Here is an 18,714-nt window from a genome sequence, read left to right as displayed (position 1 = left end):
GGAGTCGGGTCGTGGGGGCGGCTGAGATGCTCGGGGGCGCCCGAGGCGTACGACAAGGCGTCTCGTGGGCGGCGTAGGAGGTGTATAAGAGCCAGCCGCAGGCCCCCCGCCGACCACGGTCGGACCGGGCCGTGGCCGCCCCCGCACCGGGTCACGTACACTTCTCGCCTGGGGTTCGTGCACCCTGCCACCGGCGTGCCCCGGTACCACCTGCGCAACGGGTGGTCCGTCTGCGCCACCGGCGGGGGACGACCCCCGGCGCCCGCTCCGCGCGGGTGCCTAGGGGTGTAGCTCAATTGGCAGAGCAGCGGTCTCCAAAACCGCAGGCTGCAGGTTCAAGTCCTGTCACCCCTGCCCGTCCGCCGGTCCGCCGGCGTGCAGGTCAGCGGCCCTCCCGGGCCGGCCGACCGGATCACCCACCAGACGAACACCGACGACGAGGCGAGGCGCAGTGAGCGACGAGCAGCCGGGCACCGAGGACGGGCGCACGCCCCGTCGTCCCCGCTCCGAGCCCGCCGACGGTGTCGCCGAGCCCGCCGACGGCGAGCTCACCGACGAGCAGATCGACGCCGAGACCCCCGGGGTCGACGACGCCGCCGAGCTCGAGGCCGCCGAGGACGAGGTCGCCGAGGAGGCGGTCGAGGACGAGGACAAGGTCGTCGCCACCCCCACCCGTCGCCGGCGCGGTGCCATCACCGCCGGGGACGACGAGGACGACGACGAGGCCGAGGCCCCCCGGGTCCGCCGGCGCGACCGTCCCGGCGGCCGACCCGCCAGCGAGGCACGGACCACCCGCCCCGCCCGCGGTGACACCGCAGGCAAGAGCGCCGTGGGCAAGAAGGACGAGACCCGCACCCGGGCCGACGCCGAGCGGGCTCGCGCCGCGGAGCTGCGCGAGAAGCGCAGCATCGGCCGGTTCCTGCGCGAGGTCGTCGCCGAGCTCCGCAAGGTCATCTGGCCCGGGCGGCGCGAGCTGATCACCTACACCACGGTGGTCATCGTCTTCGTCGCCGTGATGGTGGCGCTGGTGGCCGGGCTGGACATCCTCTTCGCCCAGGGCGTCATCGCCGTCTTCGGCTGACGCCGGGCCGGCCGCACCGGCACACCGACCAGAGCACGCACCACCGACGCACAGAAGAGAGACCCACCCCGTGACCGACCCCCGCGAGACCGACGAGGCCGTCGACGCCGCCACCGAGGAGCCGACGGCCGACGCCGACACGGACGCCACGACCGGTGCCGTCGACGCCGAGACCGGCGTGCGCGAGACCGGGGCGGCCGAGGGCTCGGTCGACACCGCCGACCTGACCGCCGACAACCCGATGGCCGACGCCGTCGCGGGCGGCAGCGGCAACGCCCGGGGTGCGGTGGACGACGCCCTGGTGGGCGACACCACCCTGGAGCCGGCGCCCGACCACGACCCCCTCACCGAGGAGGTCCTCGCGACCGCCGAGGAGGAGGACGAGGACCCGGCCGAGGCCATGCGCAAGGCGCTGGCGACGGCGTTCGGCGACTGGTACGTCATCCATTCCTACGCCGGCTACGAGAACAAGGTGAAGACCAACCTCGAGTCGCGGATCACCAGCCTCGACATGGAGGACTACATCTTCCAGATCGAGGTCCCGACCGAAGAGGTCACCGAGATCAAGAACGGCAAGCGGGTGCAGGTCAACCGCAAGGTGCTGCCCGGCTACCTGCTGGTCCGGATGGACCTCACCGACGACTCGTGGGGCGCGGTCCGCAACACCCCCGGCGTCACCGGGTTCGTCGGCGCCACCTCGCGTCCCTCCCCGCTGAGCCTGGACGAGGTCGTGAAGCTGCTGGTCCCGGCGAACACGGCGAAGGCTGCGACCCCCGACGCCCCGTCGGCCACGCCCGGCAGCCCGAGCACGCCGCTGGTCGACTTCGAGGTCGGCGAGTCGGTCACGGTCATGGACGGGCCGTTCGCGACCCTCCCGGCCACCATCAACGAGATCAACGCCGAGCAGCAGAAGCTGCAGGTGCTGGTCTCCATCTTCGGCCGCGAGACCCCGGTCGAGCTCTCCTTCAGCCAGGTCCAGAAGCTGTAGGACCTCGGTGCCCCCCAGTCCACGCTCCGCGCGGAATGGGACCCTGCACCGAGGCCTTGCAACCAAGGCCATGCAGTCACGTCACCCCAGATAGAAGGAAGTCATGCCCCCCAGGAAGCGGTTGACCGCGGTCATCAAGCTCCAGATCAAGGCCGGCGCGGCCACCCCTGCGCCGCCCGTCGGTCCGGCGCTCGGCCAGCACGGCGTCAACATCATGGAGTTCTGCAAGGCGTACAACGCCGAGACCGAGTCCCAGCGCGGCGACGTCGTCCCCGTCGAGATCTCCGTCTTCGAGGACCGCTCGTTCACCTTTATCACCAAGACCCCGCCGGCCGCGCGCATGCTGCTCAAGGCCGCCGGTGTCGAGAAGGGCTCGGGCGAGCCGCACAAGACCAAGGTCGCCTCGGTCACCCGTGACCAGGTCCGCGAGATCGCCCAGGTCAAGATGGCCGACCTGAACGCCAACGACATCGACCAGGCCGAGAAGATCATCGCCGGCACCGCCCGGTCGATGGGCATCACCGTCAACTAGCAGCACCCGTGGGAGGGCCGGCCAGGCCCGTTCACCACGCGATCGCCCGGACGAACCGGGCGGATGAGGAGTTCCCCATGGCCAAGCACGGAAAGGGCTACCGCAAGGCAGCCGAGCTCGTCGACGCCAACCAGCTGTACAGCCCGCTGCAGGCAGCCGGGCTGGCGAAGCAGACGTCGCCGACCAAGTACGACGCCACCGTCGAGGTCGCGATCCGCCTCGGGGTGGACCCGCGCAAGGCCGACCAGATGGTCCGCGGCACGGTCAACCTGCCCCACGGCACCGGCAAGACCGCCCGCGTCATCGTGTTCGCCACCGGTGACAAGGCCGCCGAGGCCGAGGCCGCCGGCGCCGACGTCGTCGGTTCCGAGGACCTGATCGAGCGCATCCAGGGCGGCTTCCTGGACTTCGACGCCGCGATCGCCACCCCGGACCAGATGGCCAAGGTCGGCCGGATCGCCCGCATCCTCGGCCCCCGTGGCCTGATGCCGAACCCGAAGACCGGCACCGTGACCCCCGACGTCACCAAGGCCGTCAACGACATCAAGGGCGGCAAGATCAACTTCCGGGTGGACAAGCAGTCCAACCTGCACCTGGTGATCGGCAAGGTCTCCTTCGACGAGGCCAAGCTGGTCGAGAACTACGCCGCCGCCCTCGACGAGGTGCTGCGCGCCAAGCCCTCGGCCGCCAAGGGCCGGTACGTCCGCAAGGTCACCGTCTCCACGACGATGGGCCCGGGCATCCAGGTCGACCCGAACCGCACCCGCAACCTGCTGGTCGACGAGGCCTCCCAGGTCTGAGCACAGCCGCACGCCAGGACGCCCCCCGCAGCCCAGCTGCGGGGGGCGTCCTGCGTTCCCGACCCGGGTCGGGGCAGTCGGGCATCCCGTCTGCAGCAGCCTGGGTCCACCCACCGCAGCGCCCCTTCCCCGCGGCCACGACCTGGCCGAAGGGGCGCCGGCGAGGGTTGACCCAGCCTGCAGCAGTCGAGTCCGGTGACGTCCGCCGGTAGGTGCCCCCAGGCGACGTTCCGCGGGACGGGGGTCGGAGACCTCCTCCCGCGGAACGCGCAGCGGCTCAGCCCGACCGGGGTGCGTCCCGTGGCCGCGGTGCGATCCGGAGGATCGCGATCAACTCAGCCCTTGGGGAACCACGGCACGAAGCCGCTGGTGCGCTCCACGTACTCGGCGAAGCCCTTGCGGGAGCTCTTCATCCGCTTGTCGGTCATGGCCGCGCCGGAGCCCTTGACCAGGTTGGCGGTCATGAGCACCGGGCAGATGACGAAGACCAGGCCCGACCAGTGGCCGGCGGTGAGCAGCCAGAGCCCCCACATGACGCAGGCGTCGCCGAAGTAGTTGGGGTGCCGGGTGTACCGCCACAGCCCGCGGTCGTTGACCACGCCCTTGTTGGCGGGGTCGGCCTTGAACCGCTCGAGCTGCCAGTCGCCGACGGTCTCGAAGGTGAACCCGACCGACCAGACGACGACGCCCAGCAGCGCGAGCACCAGCGGCCACCCGGACGTCGCCGGGCCCTCCTGGTAGGCGGCCACCTGCAGCGGCAGGGACACCACGAACAGCACCGCGACCTGGCTGAGGTAGACCCGCCGGTAGATGTGCGCCGCCGGTGAGCCCTTCGCGCGGGCGAGGATGTCCTCGTAGCGCGGGTCCTCCTTGGTGCCGTTGCGCCGGCCGATGTGCACGGCGAGCCGCACGCCCCACGCGGTCGTCAGCGCCAGCGCGAGCAGCTGGCGACCCAGGTCCCCGTGGTCACCGGCCTGCGCGACCAGGAGACCGACCAGGGACACCACGACGAAGCCCATGCCCCAGACCACGTCGATCACCGAGTGCCGGCCCAGCCGCAGCGCCAGCAGCCAGGTGCCGGTGAAGACCACCAGCAGCACGGCCAGCGTGATCAGCGCGTTGACGCCCAGCGCGCCCCAGTCGACCCCGACGTCCATCACGAGCTCCTCGTCCCGGGCCGGTTGCTCGACCCTGCCGCCCGGCGAGGTGCCCGCCGGGGTCTGAGCTTATGGAACGGCCTGACCGCAGGGGCCCGCGGCGTGCGGAGCGCGCCGTGGGGGGCGGTCAGGTCCTTCTACCAGCGGCGGCGGGTCGCCGGCATGTCGCTGCGGCCGTCCGGCCGCGGCTTGACGAACAGCAGCTGGTCCACGCCCATCCGGTTCTCGGCGAAGGTCAGGCCGCCCCCGGCCAGGTAGAGCCGCCAGATCCGGGCGCCGGCCTCGCCGATGATGGCCGTGACGTCGTCCCACCGGTCCTCCAGGCGCTGGGCCCAGGCCCGGACCGTCCAGTCGTAGTGCTCGCGGATGCTCTCCACGTCGCGCAGCTCCAGGCCCGGGCGGGCCAGCATCTCCGCGGTCTGCCAGGTCGGGCGCATGTGCATGTCGGGGGCGACGTAGCGCTCGATGAAGGCACCGCCGCCGGGGGCGCTGGGGTGGCTCATGGCCTGCACCAGCACCCGGCCGCCGGGGCGGACCAGGCGGTGCAGGGTGTCGGCGTAGACCGGGTACTGCTCCTGGCCGACGTGCTCGCTCATCTCGATCGAGCTGATCGCGTCGTAGGGGCCCTCGGCCGGCAGCGGGACGTCGCGGTAGTCCTGCAGCCGCACGGTCACGCGGTCGGCCAGGCCGCGCTCGGCGACGACCTTCTCGATGTGGTCGCGCTGCTGGGCGGAGATGGTCACCCCGGTGGCGTGCACGCCGTGGTGCTGGGCGGCGTACAGGATCATCGAGCCCCAGCCGCAGCCGACGTCCAGCAGTCGCATGCCGGGCTCCAGGCCCAGCTTCCGGCAGACCAGCTCGAGCTTGTCCCGCTGCGCGTCGGTGACGGTGTAGCTGCCGTCGGCGGCGCCCGGGTCGGTCGCCGGGTCCTCGCGGAAGTAGGCGCAGGAGTAGGCCATGTGCTCGTCGAGCAGCGCCTGGTAGACGTCGTTGCTCTGGTCGTAGTGGTAGCTGATCGCGTCGCTGTCCCGGTCGGTGGAGTGCTTCTCGCCCGAGAGCACGGCCTCCTCCGGCGGCGCCGCCGGCCGGCGCCCGACGATGCCCAGGCGGACCGCCGTCCGGGCCCAGCGGACCTGGTCGCGGACGGTGGGCAGGGCTGGCGGGCGCTCGCGGACCAGCGACCAGACCCGGGACAGGCCCTCGGCCAGGTCGCCCTCGACGTCGATCTCCCCGGCCACGTAGGCCCGGGCCAGGCCGAGCTCGTTCGGGTCCCACAGCAGTCGGCGCAGGGCGGTGCGGCTGCGCAGCACGACGACGGGGGCGTCGACCGGGCCGGCCTCGCTGCCGTCCCAGGCGCGGATGCGGACCGGCAGGCGGCCGCCGAAGACCTCGCCGACCAGGCCGGCCAACCGGCCGGCGACCGAGCGGTCGGTGCTGGGCCGGTTCTGGGGGGTGCTGCTCATGCGGGGTGTGCTCCTGTCGTGCGGCGGGGCGTCCGGGTAGATCCTCCGGTGTTCGGACGACGGGGGTGCGCCGGATGCCGGTACCGGGTGGTCGTGTCGATGGCGTACTCTTGCGCGAGTTCCCCCCAGACCGCTGGTCGTCGCACGTCCGCGTGCGATCGAAGGTCCCGGATCCGTCCGGGCGACCCGCGCAGGTGAACGGATCGTCTGCCGGTGCCCTGCACCGGCACACGCCCCGTGCGCCTCGCGCCGGGGCGTCCGTCGTCTCCGGCCCTCTCGATCGTGTGCGCGCCGTGCCTCCTCCGGTGGTCGCCCCGACTGAGAGAGGAGGCCCATGCCCACGCAGGCCAAGGATGCGGCGATCGCGGAGATCACCAGCCGGTTCCAGGACTCGAGTGCGGCGGTGCTCACCGAGTACCGCGGGCTGACCGTGGCGCAGCTGAGCCAGCTGCGTCGTTCCCTCGGTGCGGGCAGCAGCTACGCCGTCGTCAAGAACACCTTGACGAAGCGGGCCGCGGACTCGGTCGGCCACGCCGACCTGGCACCGCTGCTCACCGGCCCCACCGCCATCGCGTTCATCGCCGGTGACCCGGTAGAGGCCGCCAAGGCGATCCGTGACTTCGCGAAGGCCAACCCGGCCCTCGTCGTCAAGGGCGGGGTCGTCGAGGGCCGCACGGTCGATGCCGCCGAGGTCACCCGCCTCGCCGACGTCGAGTCCCGTGAGGTCCTGCTGGCCAAGCTGGCCGGCGCGATGAAGGGCAACCTCACCAAGGCTGCCGGGCTGTTCCAGGCCCCGCTGTCGCAGGTCGCCCGTCTCGCCGCCGCCCTGCAGGAGAAGAAGGAGGCGGCCGGGGAGACCCTGCCCGCCGCCGACGCTCCGGCCGAGGACGCCGCTGCTGCACCCACCACCCCCGACACCGACGCTGACGCCGCGCCCGCGGCCAGCGACGACTGACCAGTAGGAGAAGACATGGCCAAGCTGTCCACCGACGAGCTGCTCGACGCCTTCAAGGAGATGACGCTCCTGGAGCTGTCGGACTTCGTCAAGGAGTTCGAGACCACCTTCGACGTCACCGCTGCCGCCCCCGTGGCCGTGGCTGCCGCCGGCCCGGCCGGCGGCGGCGCCGCCCCCGAGGCCGCTGCCGAGCAGGATGAGTTCGACGTCATCCTCGAGGCCGCCGGCGACAAGAAGATCCAGGTCATCAAGGAGGTGCGCGGTCTCACCTCCCTGGGCCTCAAGGAGGCCAAGGACCTGGTCGACGGCGCGCCCAAGCCCGTCTTGGAGAAGGTCGCCAAGGACGCCGCGGAGAAGGCCAAGGCTGCCCTCGAGGGCGCCGGCGCCACCGTCACCGTCAAGTGACACCCCGCCCGGCGCTCGCCGGGCCGGTCGCCCGCGGGTGACCACCAGCACCACCGCACACCAGCAGGGGCCGTCCTCCACCTCGGGGGGGCGGCCCCTGCTGCGTGCCCTGGTAACGATCGGGGTGAGACGGGGGCCACCCGATTGCCGTGACGCGCGTAACCACTAACCTCGTCCTTCGTTACTCCCCGGTAGACATGCGCCGCCGTCCCGGTGGCCGCATGATGCCGGGGCCCGTGCAGCTGTGCGGGTGGCGAGGATCCGGCACCGGAGCCGGTGGAGGAGGTCGACCGTGGGTGTCGCCGTGCACGTCGAGGGTCTGACCAAGTCCTTCGGCAGCCAGAACATCTGGAGCGACGTCACCCTCACGCTCCCGCCGGGCGAGATCTCGGTGATGCTCGGCCCGTCGGGCACCGGAAAGTCGGTGTTCCTGAAGTCCCTCGTCGGCCTGCTCAAGCCCGAGCGCGGCTCGATCGTCATGAGCGACACCGACATCGTCAGCTGCTCCGAGCGCGACCTGTACGACGTCCGGCGGCTGTTCGGCGTCCTGTTCCAGGACGGCGCCCTCTTCGGCTCGATGAACCTGTACGACAACATCGCCTTCCCGCTGCGCGAGCACACCAAGAAGAGCGAGTCCGAGGTCCGCTCCATCGTGATGGAGAAGATGGACATGGTCGGGCTGGCCGGCACGGAGGGGAAGCTCCCCGGCGAGATCTCCGGCGGGATGCGCAAGCGCGCCGGCATCGCCCGCGCCCTGGTGCTGGACCCCGAGGTCATCCTCTTCGACGAGCCGGACTCCGGCCTGGACCCGGTCCGGGTGGCCTACCTCAACCAGCTGATCGTCGACCTCAACGCCCAGATCGACGCCACCTTCCTGATCGTCACCCACGACATCGGCACCGCCCGCACGGTGCCGGACAACCTGGGTCTGCTCTTCCGCCGGCACCTGGCGATGTTCGGCCCGCGCGAGCAGCTGCTCACCAGCCAGGAGCCCGTCGTCCGCCAGTTCCTCAACGGCCGCCGCGAGGGGCCGATCGGGATGAGCGAGGAGAAGGACGTCGCCCAGGTCGAGGCCGAGATGGCCGCCCTGGAGGCGCGTGGCGGGGACCAGCACAACGGCGTGGGCCCCAAGGGCGCCTCCGGCGGCGAGGCCGTGCCGCCGCAGCTGGAGCCCTCCCCGGGCCTGCCCGAGCGCAAGGCCGTGCGCCGCCGCCAGGAGCGGGTGGCCCGGATGCTGCACACCTACGACCCGGCCACCGCCGACGCCATCCGCGCCAGCCTGCCCGCGGACCTGCTCGCCCTCGCCGACTCCGGCAGCTACGCCCCGACCGCGGCCGGCGGTCGCGAGTGGCGCACCGAGGACGGCGCCGAGCTCGTCGTCCCCGACCCGCGGGGCCGTCCGTGACGGCAACCCCGGGCGAGAAGCCCAAGGCACCGGGGCTGCTGGACGGCAAGCTGTCGCCGTTGCGCCCGCTGCGGGCCAGCGGCAACCTGTTCGCCTTCGCCCTGGACGTCATCCGGGCGGTGTTCCGCCGCCCGTTCCAGCTGCGCGAGTTCATCCAGCAGACCTGGTTCGTCGCCTCGGTGACGATCCTGCCCACCGCGCTGGTCGCCATCCCCTTCGGCGCGGTCATCGCCCTGCAGCTGGGCTCGCTGACCCGCCAGCTCGGGGCCCAGTCGTTCACCGGGTCGGCGTCGGTGCTGGCCGTGCTGCGCGAGGCGAGCCCGATCGTCACCGCGCTGCTGATCGCCGGCGCCGGTGGGTCGGCCATCTGCGCCGACCTCGGCGCCCGCAAGATCCGCGACGAGATCGACGCGATGGAGGTGCTGGGCATCTCGCCGATCCAGCGCCTGGTGGTGCCCCGCGTGCTGGCCTCGATGCTGGTCGCGGTGCTGCTCAACGGGCTGGTCTCGGTGGTCGGCGTGACCGGCGGCTACTTCTTCAACGTCATCCTGCAGGGCGGGACGCCGGGGGCCTACCTGGCCTCGTTCAGCGCGCTGGCCCAGGTGCAGGACTTCTGGTCGGGGGAGATCAAGGCCCTGATCTTCGGGTTGATCGCCGGCATCGTCGCCTCCTACAAGGGCCTGCGGGCCGGTGGCGGACCCAAGGGGGTCGGCGACGCGGTCAACCAGTCCGTCGTCATCACCTTCCTGCTGCTGTTCGCGGTGAACTTCGTCATCACCGCGATCTACTTCCAGCTCGTGCCGCCGAAGGGGCAGTGACGATGGCCCTGCTCTCACCCGTCGACCGGGTCAAGGTGCGCACCCGCCGCATCGTGCGCACCGTCTACCGGCGCCCGATGTCCACCCTGGAGGACCTCGGCGACCAGGTCAGCTTCTACGGCCGTGCGCTGGGCTGGACCCCGCGCACGCTCAAGCGCTACAAGCGCGAGACGTTCCGGCTGCTGGCCGAGGTCAGCTTCGGCACCGGCGCGCTGGCCGTGGTCGGCGGCACGGTCGGGGTCATCGCGTTCCTGTCCTTCTTCACCGGCACCGAGGTCGGCCTGCAGGGCTACCAGGCGCTGGACCAGCTGGGCACCTCGGCGTTCACCGGGTTCCTCTCGGCCTACTTCAACACCCGCGAGATCGCGCCCCTGGTGGCCGGGCTCGCGCTGTCGGCGACGGTCGGGTGCGGGTTCACCGCGCAGATCGGCGCCATGCGGATCAACGAGGAGATCGACGCCCTCGAGGTCATGGGCGTGCCGTCGCTGCCCTTCCTGGTCACCACCCGGATCGTGGCCGGCTTCGTCGCCGTCATCCCGCTGTACGTGATCGGCCTGCTGACCAGCTACTTCGCCACCCGCACCATCACGACCACGGTGTACGGGCAGTCGGCGGGCACCTACGACCACTACTTCAACCTGTTCCTGCCACCGCAGGACGTGCTCTGGTCCTTCGTCAAGGTGCTCGTCTTCAGCGTCGTGATCATCCTGTCGCACTGCTACTACGGCTACCGGGCCGGCGGCGGCCCGGCCGGCGTGGGTCTGGCCGTGGGCCGCGCGGTGCGGTTCTCCATCGTGGCCGTGATGGTCATCGACCTGTTCCTGTCCCTGGCCATCTGGGGCTCCACGACGACGGTGAGGATCGCAGGATGAGCCGGGGGAGAGGTGCGATCGTCACGCAGCGCCTGCAGGGGCTGGCCTTCCTGGTCGTCATCCTGCTGCTGCTCGGGCTGGCCGTGGCGACCTACCAGAAGGCGTTCAGCGGGGCGGTCCGGGTCGACCTGGAGACCGACACGATCGGCAACCAGCTGCAGAGCGCCAGCGACGTCAAGATCCGCGGGGTCATCGTCGGCGAGGTCCGGTCGGTCGACGCCGGCGCCGACGGCGCGACCATCGAGCTGGCCATCCAGCCGGAGTACCTGGACCAGATCCCGGCCAACGTGGGCGCCCGGCTGCTGCCCAAGACGCTGTTCGGCGAGCGCTTCGTCTCCCTGGTGCTGCCCGACGACCCGAGCCCGGAGCGGCTGGCCGCCGGCGACGTCATCAGCCAGGACCGCAGCGAGAACGCCATCGAGCTCGAGCGGGTGATCGACGACCTGCTGCCGCTGCTGCAGGCCGTCGACCCCGGCGACCTGTCCTACACCCTGGGCGCGGTGGCCGACGCCCTGCGCGGCCGGGGTGACCGGTTGGGGGAGAACCTCGCCGACACCGGCACCTACGTCGGCCAGCTCAACACCGTGCTGCCCGAGCTGCAGTCCGACGTCTCCCTGCTGGCCGACGTCGCCGACACCTACCAGGCGGCCGCACCCGACGTGCTGGCCGTGCTGGACAACCTGTCGGTGACCGCGAGCACGGTGGTCGACCAGGCCGAGCAGCTGCGGCGCACCTTCACCGTCGTCGGGTCCTCGGCGCAGACCGCCGCGGGCTTCCTGCAGCAGAACGAGGGGTCCCTCATCCAGCTGGCCCAGGGGTCGCGCCCGGTGCTCTCCCTGTTCGCCCGGTACTCCCCGGAGTACCCGTGCCTGCTCAACGGGCTGACCCGGTTCAACCCGATGATCAGCGAGGCCTTCGGCGCCGACGGCGACCCTGCGCTGAACCTGAACCTGACCGTGACGCTCCCGCCGCGCAACCCCTACGCCCCCGGTGACCAGCCCTCCTACGACGACGTGTCCGGTCCGGACTGCCGCGGGCTCGGCGACATCGACGGGGTCATGGCAGCGGCAGCCCAGGGCGAGTACTACTGCCCGGTCCCGCCGCTGGACGGCGTGGACTCCACCGACAACCCGGTCTCGGGCAACCCCCGCTGCCTGGGCGGGAGCGGGCCGACGGACCTGCCCTTCACCGACACCCGCACCGGGCGGGACGGCTCCGCGGTGGGCACCGACCTCTCCCTGGCCTCGGCGTTCCCCACCGGGCTCACCGACGGGGGGACCAGCGGCGACAGCCTGGCCGGTTCCACGGCCGAGCTGGACTTCGTCCGCAGCCTGCTGGGCTACCAGACCGGGGTGGACCCCAGCGCGGTGTCCGACCTCGCGGCCTCCAGCCTGGCGCCGCTGCTGCGCGGGACGCAGGTGATGGTGCCGTGAGAGGGCTGACCGCACCAATTGTCAAGCTCGTCGTCTTCGCGATGGTCACCATCCTGGCCAGCTACGTGCTGCTGGCGACCATCACCAACGCCGGCTACGGCGAGCAGACGACCTACCGGGCGCAGTTCACCGACGTCGCGGGCCTGGTGGCCGGCGACGAGGTGCGCATCGCCGGGGTCCGGGTCGGCCAGGTGACCGACATCGGGCTCACCGACGACCGCGAGACGCCGATGGCCGAGATCGGCCTGGAGGTCGCCTCCGACGTCCGGCTGCCCACCTCGGTGCAGGCGACCATCCGCTACCGCAACCTGGTCGGGCAGCGGTACGTGGCGCTGACCGAGGGGGACGGCGCCGGCGGGCAGACGCTGTCGGCCGACGACGTCATCCCGGTCGCGCAGACCAAGCCCGCGCTGGACCTGACCGTGCTGTTCGGCGGGTTCCAGCCGCTGTTCCAGGCGCTGAGCCCGGACGACGTCAACCGGCTGTCCTACGAGCTGATCCAGGTCTTCCAGGGCGAGGGCGGGACCGTGCAGAGCCTGCTGGCCCACGTCGGCTCGCTGACCAACTCCCTGGCCGACAAGGACCAGGTCATCGGCAGCGTCATCGACAACCTGACCACGGTGGTGGGCACGGTGGCCGCCCGCGACCAGCAGCTGTCGGACCTGGTCGTCTCCCTGCAGCAGTTCGTCTCCGGCCTCACCGCCGACCGGGAGTCGATCTTCGACTCGCTGCAGACCATCGACGGGCTGGCCGCCACGACGTCCCAGTTCCTCACCGATGCCCGGCCGCCGCTGGCCGCCGACATCACCGCCCTCGGTGACCTGTCGACCAACCTCGCCGACACCGGCGACGTCCTGGAGAGCTTCCTGCAGCTGGCCCCGACCAAGGTGGACCTGCTCACCCGGACCGCGGTCAACGGCAGCTGGTTCAACTTCTACCTCTGCTCGGCGTCGGGCCTGGTCACCCTGCCCGTGGTCGGGCAGACCCAGCTGCCCCCCGGCGGGGCGGCCAACGGCGCGGCGGGGTGCAGCTGATGGCCCGGCAGTCCAAGCCCTTCCGCGACCGCAACCCGGTCACCATCGGCGCGATCAGCCTCACCGTCATCGCGGTGCTGGTGCTGCTGGCCTTCAACGCCCAGTCGCTGCCCCTGATCGGCGGCGGCACCGTCTACTCGGCCCAGTTCAGCGAGGCCGCGGGCCTGCGCGCCGACGACCCGGTGCGGGTGGCCGGGGTCAAGGTCGGCCAGGTGGAGAGCCTGTCCCTGGAGGACGGCGCCGTCACCGTCGAGTTCCGGGTGCGGGACGCCTTCGTGGGTGACCAGAGCGAGGCCGCGATCAAGATCGAGACGGTGCTGGGCGCCAAGTACCTGGCGCTGGTGCCGCGCGGTGAGGCCGCGCTGGACCCCGACGACCGGATCCCGCTGGAGCGCACCGCGTCGCCCTACGACGTCGTGCAGGCCTTCAACGGGCTGGCCCAGACCATCGACGACGTGGACACCGGCCAGCTGGCGCAGTCCTTCGAGGTGCTCAGCGAGACCTTCGCCGACACCCCCGACGAGGTGCGCACCTCGCTGGACGGGTTGTCCCGGCTGTCGGACACCATCGCCAGCCGCGACGCCCAGCTGCAGCAGCTGCTGACCGCCACCCGGGACGTGACCCAGGTGCTCGCCGACCGCAACGGCGAGTTCACCCAGCTGATCCTGGACTCCAACACCCTGCTCACCGAGGTGCAGGAACGGCGCCAGCTGATCGACTCGATCCTCACCACGACCCAGACGCTGTCCACCCAGCTGTCCGGGCTGGTGCAGGACAACACGGCCGCGCTGACCCCGGCGCTGGCGCAGCTGTCCACCGTGACCGACATCCTCGAGCGCAACCGGCAGAACCTGGGGGACACGGTGGCCAACCTGGCGCCCTTCGTCACCGTCTTCACCAACACCCTCGGCAACGGCCGCTGGTTCGACAGCTTCGTGGACAACCTGATCCCCGGGGTCGTCGGCGGCGTGCTCTGCGGGACGGTGGCCGGCGGCTCCGGCGGCCTGCTGGGGTGCTCGCCGTGACCGCCCGCCTCCAGCGCTTCGTCGCGCTGGCCGCCGCGGTCGTGCTGGTCGGCGCGCTGGGCTGGGCCGTGCTGCGGCCGGCCGGCCAGATCCGGGTCACCGCGTGGTTCGGCCAGACGGTCGGGCTCTACACCGGCTCCGACGTCCGGGTGCTGGGCATCGACGTCGGCGAGATCACCGACGTCGTCCCGATGGGCGACCGGGTGCGGGTGGACATGCTGGTCGACGAGCAGTACGCCATCCCGGCCGACGCCGACGCCGTCATCCTCGCGCCGTCCCTGGTGGCCGACCGGTACGTGCAGTTCGCCCCGGTCTACTCCGGCGGCGAGCGGATGGCCGACGGCGCCGAGGTCCCGCTCGAGCGCACCGCCACCCCCGTGGAGCTCGACCAGGTCTACGGCGCGCTGGACGACCTGTCGGTCGCGCTGGGCCCGACCGGGGCCAATGCCGACGGTGCGCTGTCGGACCTCGTGGACGTCGGCGCGGCGAACCTGGACGGCAACGGGCAGGCGCTGAACACCACGCTGACCGGCTTCTCCCAGGCCGTCCGCACGCTGGCCGAGAACCGGGACGACCTGTTCGGGTCGCTGGACAACCTGCAGACCTTCACCACCGCGCTGGCCACGATCGACAGCCAGGTCGGCCAGTTCAACACCAACCTGGCCGCGGTGGCCGAGCAGCTCGCCGGCGAGCGGGAGGACCTCGCGTCGGCGATCTCGCTGCTGTCCTCCGCGCTGGGCCAGGTGGCCACCTTCGTGCAGCAGAACACGGCGCTGCTGACCACCAACGTCGACCGGCTCTCGGCGGTCACGCTCACGCTGGTCCAGCAGCGGCAGGCCCTCGCCCAGGTGCTCGACGTCGCCCCGGCGGCGATCGGCAACCTCGCGCACGCCTACAACCCCGACTACGGGACGCTGGACACCCGGGACAACTCCCTGGGCAGCCAGAACGCCGACGTGGTGGTCTGCCAGCTGTTGGGCCAGGCCGGCCGCCTGCAGCTGGCCGGGGTCAACCTCAACGACGTGGCGACCCTGCTCGGCCTGCCGCCGATCGACCAGGTCTGCGCGCGGCTGCTGTCCGGCGACGCGAACGCCGACGCCACGCTGGACGACCTCAACGGCAACGGCATCCCGGACCTGCAGGAGCTGCTGACCGCGATCTTCTCGCCCTCGACCGGCCTGCCCGGCGGCGGTTCGCTGCCCGGCCTGCCGCAGATCCCGATCCCGGGAGCGACCTCGTGACCTCCTCCACCCGGCGCGCCGCCGCCCTGGTGTCGGCCGCCGTCCTGCTGTCGGGCTGCGGCTTCCGCGGTGCCTACTCCTTCGACCTCCCCGGCGGCGCCGACACCGGCGACGACCCGTACAGCGTGCAGATCCAGTTCGCCGACGTGCTCGACCTGGTGCCGCAGTCCGCCGTCCGGGTGTCCGACGTGCCGGTGGGCAAGGTGACCGACGTCGAGCTCGGCGACGACTGGACCGCGGTGGTCACCGTCGAGGTGGACGGGGACGTCGACCTCCCGGCCAACGCCGTGGCGATGATCCAGCAGAGCTCGCTGCTGGGGGAGAAGTACGTGGAGCTCGCCGCCCCCGGCGGGGACGAGGCGCCCACCGGCGAGCTCGGCGACGGCTCGCTGATCACCCTGGACCGGACGAACCGCAACGTCGAGGTCGAGGAGGTCCTGGGCGCCCTGTCGCTGGTGCTCAACGGCGGCGGCCTGACCCAGCTGCAGACCATCACCTCCGAGCTGGGCCAGGCGCTGGAGGGCCGCGAGGACGCCGTCCGCAACACCCTGGACCAGCTCGACACCTTCGTGGCCGGGCTCGACGTCCAGCGCGAGGAGATCAACCGGGCCCTGGACAGCGTGAACGCCCTGGCCGCCACCCTGGCGGCGAACACCGGCACGCTCACCACCGCGCTGGACACCATCGGGCCCGGGCTCAGCGTGCTGGAGGACCAGCGCGGGCTGCTGGTCTCCATGCTGCAGTCCCTCGCCCAGCTCGGTGACGTGGGCACCCGCGTGATCAACGAGACCGGGGCCGACACGGTGGCCAACCTGCAGGACCTGCAGCCCATCCTCAGCCAGCTCGCCGCGGCCGGTCCCGACCTCGCCGGGTCGTTGGACCTGCTGCTCACCTACCCGTTCCCGGCCAGCTCGCTGAGCTCGCTGCAGTACCGGACCGACCAGCGCACCGGGGGCTACGCCCTGTTCACCAACCTCACGGCCGACCTGAACCTCGACCTCCGCGAGCTGTTCTGCCGCTACGTGGTGGACCAGACCACCGGCGCCCTGGTGCTCCTGGACCCGGCCCAGCTGGCCGGCGGGGCGTGCGGTGCGGCCGGGAGCCCCGGCGGCGCCCAGCCCGCCCCCACGGGCACCTCCGGCGGCACCTCGTCGGGCTCCTCGGCCTTCACCCTGCCCACGCTGCCCGACCTGACCGCCCTGACGGACCTGGTGCCCAGCACCACGAGCGGCAGCAGCCTGCTCGGCCTCCCGGCCATCCCGGGCCTGACGACGGGGGCGACGCAGTGATCACCCGGACCACCCGACTCCAGCTGCTGGCGTTCGCGCTGGTGGCGCTGCTGGGCATGAGCTTCGTCGGCTTCCGCTACGTCGGCCTGGACCGCCTGCTGTTCGGCGGCGGCTACCAGGTCGCCGCGGAGTTCACCGACTCCGGCGGCATCTTCGTCAACGCCGAGGTGACCTACCGGGGCGTGGCCGTCGGCCGGGTCAGCGACATGCGGCTCACCGACGACGGGGTCGAGGTCGAGCTGACCATCGACCGCGACGCCCCGGAGATCCCGGCCGACGCGGCGGTCGCGGTGGCCAACCGCAGCGCGGTGGGGGAGCAGTACGTCGACCTGCGACCGGCCAGCGACGACGCCCCGTACCTGGGCGACGGCTCGGTCATCCCGGTGGACCGCACGTCGATCCCGATCCCGGTCGAGCAGCTGCTGCAGGACGTGGACAGCCTGGTCGGGTCGATCGACCTGGACAACCTGCGCACGGTGGTCGACGAGCTGGGCGTGGCCTTCGACGGCTCCGGCGACGACCTGTCCCGGCTGATCGACAACGGCAACCTGCTGCTGACCCGGGCCGAGCAGTCCCTGCCGCAGACGCTGCAGCTGATCACCGACGGGCAGACGGTCCTGCAGACCCAGGCCGACTCGCGCAGCGCGATCGCCGACTGGGCGGCGAACCTGCGGCTGCTGTCGGACACCCTGGTCAGCAGCGACGCCGACCTGCGCAGCCTGGTGGTCAACGCCCCCGACGCCGGTGCTGCCCTGCAGCAGCTGGTCACCGACGCCGGCCCCGGCCTCAGCTCGCTCATCCGCAACGTCGACGTGCTCAACGACGTCACCACCCCGCGGCTGGACGGCGTCGAGCAGCTCCTGGTCACCTACCCCGAGGTCGTCACCGGCGGGTTCAGCGTCGTCCGCCGCGACGCCGACGGCATGATGCGCGCCCACTTCGGCTTCGTGCTGAACTCCGGCGACCCGCAGCCGTGCACCACCGGGTACGTCTCCACCGGCTCCACCACCTCGCCCGAGGCGGTGGCCGGCCTGGACACCTCCGCGGTGCGCTGCGACGTCGTGGGCGGGGTCGACCCCGACCCGTCCGACGGGGTCGACGAGAGCGGGTCCAGCATCCGCGGCGAGCAGAACATCGGCGGGTCCGGCGGCGTCGGGTCCCCGGGCCCGCAGAGCGGGGCGACCGGCGGGGGCACGGCGGTGTCCGGTCTGCTGGACAGCCTGCTCGGCGGGCTGCTCAGCGCGTCCCCGTTCGCCACCACCGCCGGCTGACCCCTCCGGGGCAGCCGCCCCGCGGCCGGGCGGCCCTGCCAGCCCGGCCCGCTACCGTGACCTGCCCCCGACCGGCCCCACCACCCCAGCACCGACCGAGAGGAGCGCCCCGTGACCGACGACACCCGGGTGGGCGCCCGCGCGCCCGAACCGGCCGAGCCGGGGACGACCGACACCGAGGCGACCGACCCGAGCACGACCGCCCCGAGCACGACCGACGCGAGCACGACCGACGCCGTCGAGGAGCCCGAGGCGTCCGGGGACGCCGCGGACACCCCGGCCCCCGGTGGCCGCCGCGCACGGCGGGACGCCCGCCGTGCGGCGTCCGAGGACACCGAGGACACCGCCGCCGGGGACACCGCCGCCGCCGACGACGAGCAGCCGGCGCGCGGACGGCGGGGGGCGACCCTCCCGCTGGTGCCCGTGCTGGCCGCCCTGCTCGTCCTGCTGCTGGCCGGGACCGGCTTCCTGTGGTTCACCCGGCCGGGCACGTCGGCGGTGGCCACCGCCGACTACGTCGACGCCCTGCAGGCCGCCCGCGCCGGCATCGTGGACGTGGCCTCCTTCGACTACCTGACCCTGGACGACGACATCTCCCAGATCCAGGCGGTGACCACCGGCGACCTGGCGACCGACTCCGTCGACCAGCTCAACAGCCGCCGGCAGGACATCACCGACTCCCAGGCCGTGGTGAACACCGAGGTCGTCGGCGCCGCGGTCGGCGCGGCCGACGACGCCAGCGCGACGGTGTTCATGGTCATCCAGTCCACCCAGACCACGGGTGCCTCCCAGCAGGCCCAGGTGCAGCGCTACCGCATCGAGGTCGACCTGACCAAGGACGGCGACCGCTGGTTGCTGTCCGGGATCTCCGGACGGTGACCCCGCGATGACCGACACCCCCGACGTGGACCCGGCCGGCGACGGCGCCCGCCCGCGCCCCCGGCC

At 72.3% G+C, this 18,714-nt stretch carries 18 protein-coding genes and 1 tRNA gene; 17 read left to right on the top strand and 2 right to left on the bottom strand.

Annotated elements, in window-relative coordinates:
• Positions 1-281 precede the first annotated feature (281 nt).
• From LFA75_RS07060 to rplA, 5 genes are all read left to right on the top strand, one after another.
• Positions 282-354 (top strand) — tRNA-Trp (locus tag LFA75_RS07060).
• A 97-nt stretch (positions 355-451) separates the two neighbouring features.
• The gene (secE, locus tag LFA75_RS07055; RefSeq protein ID WP_225232947.1) at positions 452-1,081 is read left to right on the top strand and encodes a preprotein translocase subunit SecE; all 630 of its coding nucleotides are present in this window, start codon (positions 452-454) and stop codon (positions 1,079-1,081) included.
• Between the two features lie 70 nt (positions 1,082-1,151).
• Positions 1,152-2,069, top strand: coding sequence for a transcription termination/antitermination protein NusG (gene nusG, locus LFA75_RS07050; RefSeq protein WP_225232946.1), 918 nt, complete (start codon positions 1,152-1,154; stop codon positions 2,067-2,069).
• Positions 2,070-2,172: 103 nt separating this feature from the next.
• Positions 2,173-2,601, top strand: a complete 429-nt coding sequence (rplK, locus tag LFA75_RS07045; protein ID WP_225232945.1) for a 50S ribosomal protein L11 — start codon at positions 2,173-2,175, stop codon at positions 2,599-2,601.
• Positions 2,602-2,678: 77 nt separating this feature from the next.
• Positions 2,679-3,401, top strand: coding sequence for a 50S ribosomal protein L1 (rplA, locus tag LFA75_RS07040; protein WP_225232944.1), 723 nt, complete (start codon positions 2,679-2,681; stop codon positions 3,399-3,401).
• A gap of 335 nt (positions 3,402-3,736) precedes the next feature.
• Here rplA and LFA75_RS07035 read toward each other — a convergent pair whose 3' ends face one another.
• Both LFA75_RS07035 and LFA75_RS07030 read right to left on the bottom strand, forming a co-directional pair.
• Positions 3,737-4,558 carry a DUF1295 domain-containing protein gene (locus LFA75_RS07035; RefSeq protein WP_225232943.1) on the bottom strand — a complete coding sequence of 274 codons (822 nt, stop codon included), beginning with the start codon at positions 4,556-4,558 and terminating at the stop codon, positions 3,737-3,739.
• A gap of 137 nt (positions 4,559-4,695) precedes the next feature.
• Positions 4,696-6,021, bottom strand: a complete 1,326-nt coding sequence (locus tag LFA75_RS07030; protein WP_225232942.1) for an SAM-dependent methyltransferase — start codon at positions 6,019-6,021, stop codon at positions 4,696-4,698.
• Positions 6,022-6,355: 334 nt separating this feature from the next.
• Here LFA75_RS07030 and rplJ point away from each other — a divergent pair, with 334 nt between their 5' ends.
• The 12 genes from rplJ (at position 6,356) to LFA75_RS06970 (ending at position 18,648) form a co-directional block, all read left to right on the top strand.
• Positions 6,356-6,976 (top strand): 50S ribosomal protein L10, encoded by a 621-nt coding sequence (gene rplJ, locus LFA75_RS07025; protein WP_263639360.1) that lies wholly within the window; start codon positions 6,356-6,358, stop codon positions 6,974-6,976.
• A 15-nt stretch (positions 6,977-6,991) separates the two neighbouring features.
• Positions 6,992-7,381, top strand: coding sequence for a 50S ribosomal protein L7/L12 (gene rplL, locus LFA75_RS07020; RefSeq protein WP_225232941.1), 390 nt, complete (start codon positions 6,992-6,994; stop codon positions 7,379-7,381).
• 292 nt (positions 7,382-7,673) lie between these two features.
• Positions 7,674-8,786, top strand: coding sequence for an ABC transporter ATP-binding protein (locus LFA75_RS07015; protein ID WP_225232940.1), 1,113 nt, complete (start codon positions 7,674-7,676; stop codon positions 8,784-8,786).
• Positions 8,783-9,604 carry an MlaE family ABC transporter permease gene (locus LFA75_RS07010; RefSeq protein WP_225232939.1) on the top strand — a complete coding sequence of 274 codons (822 nt, stop codon included), beginning with the start codon at positions 8,783-8,785 and terminating at the stop codon, positions 9,602-9,604. Before LFA75_RS07015 ends, LFA75_RS07010 begins: the two co-directional genes overlap by 4 nt.
• A 2-nt stretch (positions 9,605-9,606) precedes the next feature.
• Positions 9,607-10,476, top strand: a complete 870-nt coding sequence (locus tag LFA75_RS07005) for an MlaE family ABC transporter permease (protein ID WP_207500176.1) — start codon at positions 9,607-9,609, stop codon at positions 10,474-10,476.
• Positions 10,473-11,909 carry an MCE family protein gene (locus LFA75_RS07000; protein WP_225232938.1) on the top strand — a complete coding sequence of 479 codons (1,437 nt, stop codon included), beginning with the start codon at positions 10,473-10,475 and terminating at the stop codon, positions 11,907-11,909. The genes LFA75_RS07005 and LFA75_RS07000 overlap by 4 nt, the downstream gene beginning before the upstream one ends.
• Positions 11,906-12,943, top strand: a complete 1,038-nt coding sequence (locus LFA75_RS06995; RefSeq protein WP_225232937.1) for an MCE family protein — start codon at positions 11,906-11,908, stop codon at positions 12,941-12,943. Before LFA75_RS07000 ends, LFA75_RS06995 begins: the two co-directional genes overlap by 4 nt.
• Entirely contained in the window at positions 12,943-13,968 is a 1,026-nt protein-coding gene (locus LFA75_RS06990) for an MCE family protein (RefSeq protein ID WP_225232936.1), read from the top strand. The genes LFA75_RS06995 and LFA75_RS06990 overlap by 1 nt, the downstream gene beginning before the upstream one ends.
• On the top strand, positions 13,965-15,209 hold the full coding sequence (locus LFA75_RS06985; RefSeq protein ID WP_225232935.1) for an MCE family protein: 1,245 nt from the start codon (positions 13,965-13,967) through the stop codon (positions 15,207-15,209). The genes LFA75_RS06990 and LFA75_RS06985 overlap by 4 nt, the downstream gene beginning before the upstream one ends.
• Positions 15,206-16,498, top strand: a complete 1,293-nt coding sequence (locus tag LFA75_RS06980; RefSeq protein WP_225232934.1) for an MCE family protein — start codon at positions 15,206-15,208, stop codon at positions 16,496-16,498. The genes LFA75_RS06985 and LFA75_RS06980 overlap by 4 nt, the downstream gene beginning before the upstream one ends.
• Positions 16,495-17,769 carry an MCE family protein gene (locus tag LFA75_RS06975; protein WP_225232933.1) on the top strand — a complete coding sequence of 425 codons (1,275 nt, stop codon included), beginning with the start codon at positions 16,495-16,497 and terminating at the stop codon, positions 17,767-17,769. Before LFA75_RS06980 ends, LFA75_RS06975 begins: the two co-directional genes overlap by 4 nt.
• A gap of 111 nt (positions 17,770-17,880) precedes the next feature.
• Positions 17,881-18,648 (top strand): hypothetical protein, encoded by a 768-nt coding sequence (locus tag LFA75_RS06970; RefSeq protein WP_225232932.1) that lies wholly within the window; start codon positions 17,881-17,883, stop codon positions 18,646-18,648.
• Positions 18,649-18,714: the final 66 nt, after the last annotated feature.

The sequence above is a fragment of the Klenkia terrae genome, assembly GCF_900491935.1.
In the GTDB taxonomy this organism is placed as follows: domain Bacteria; phylum Actinomycetota; class Actinomycetes; order Mycobacteriales; family Geodermatophilaceae; genus Klenkia; species Klenkia terrae.
Note: the sequence above shows the minus strand (reverse complement) of the source record. Positions and strands in the feature narration are given on the sequence as shown.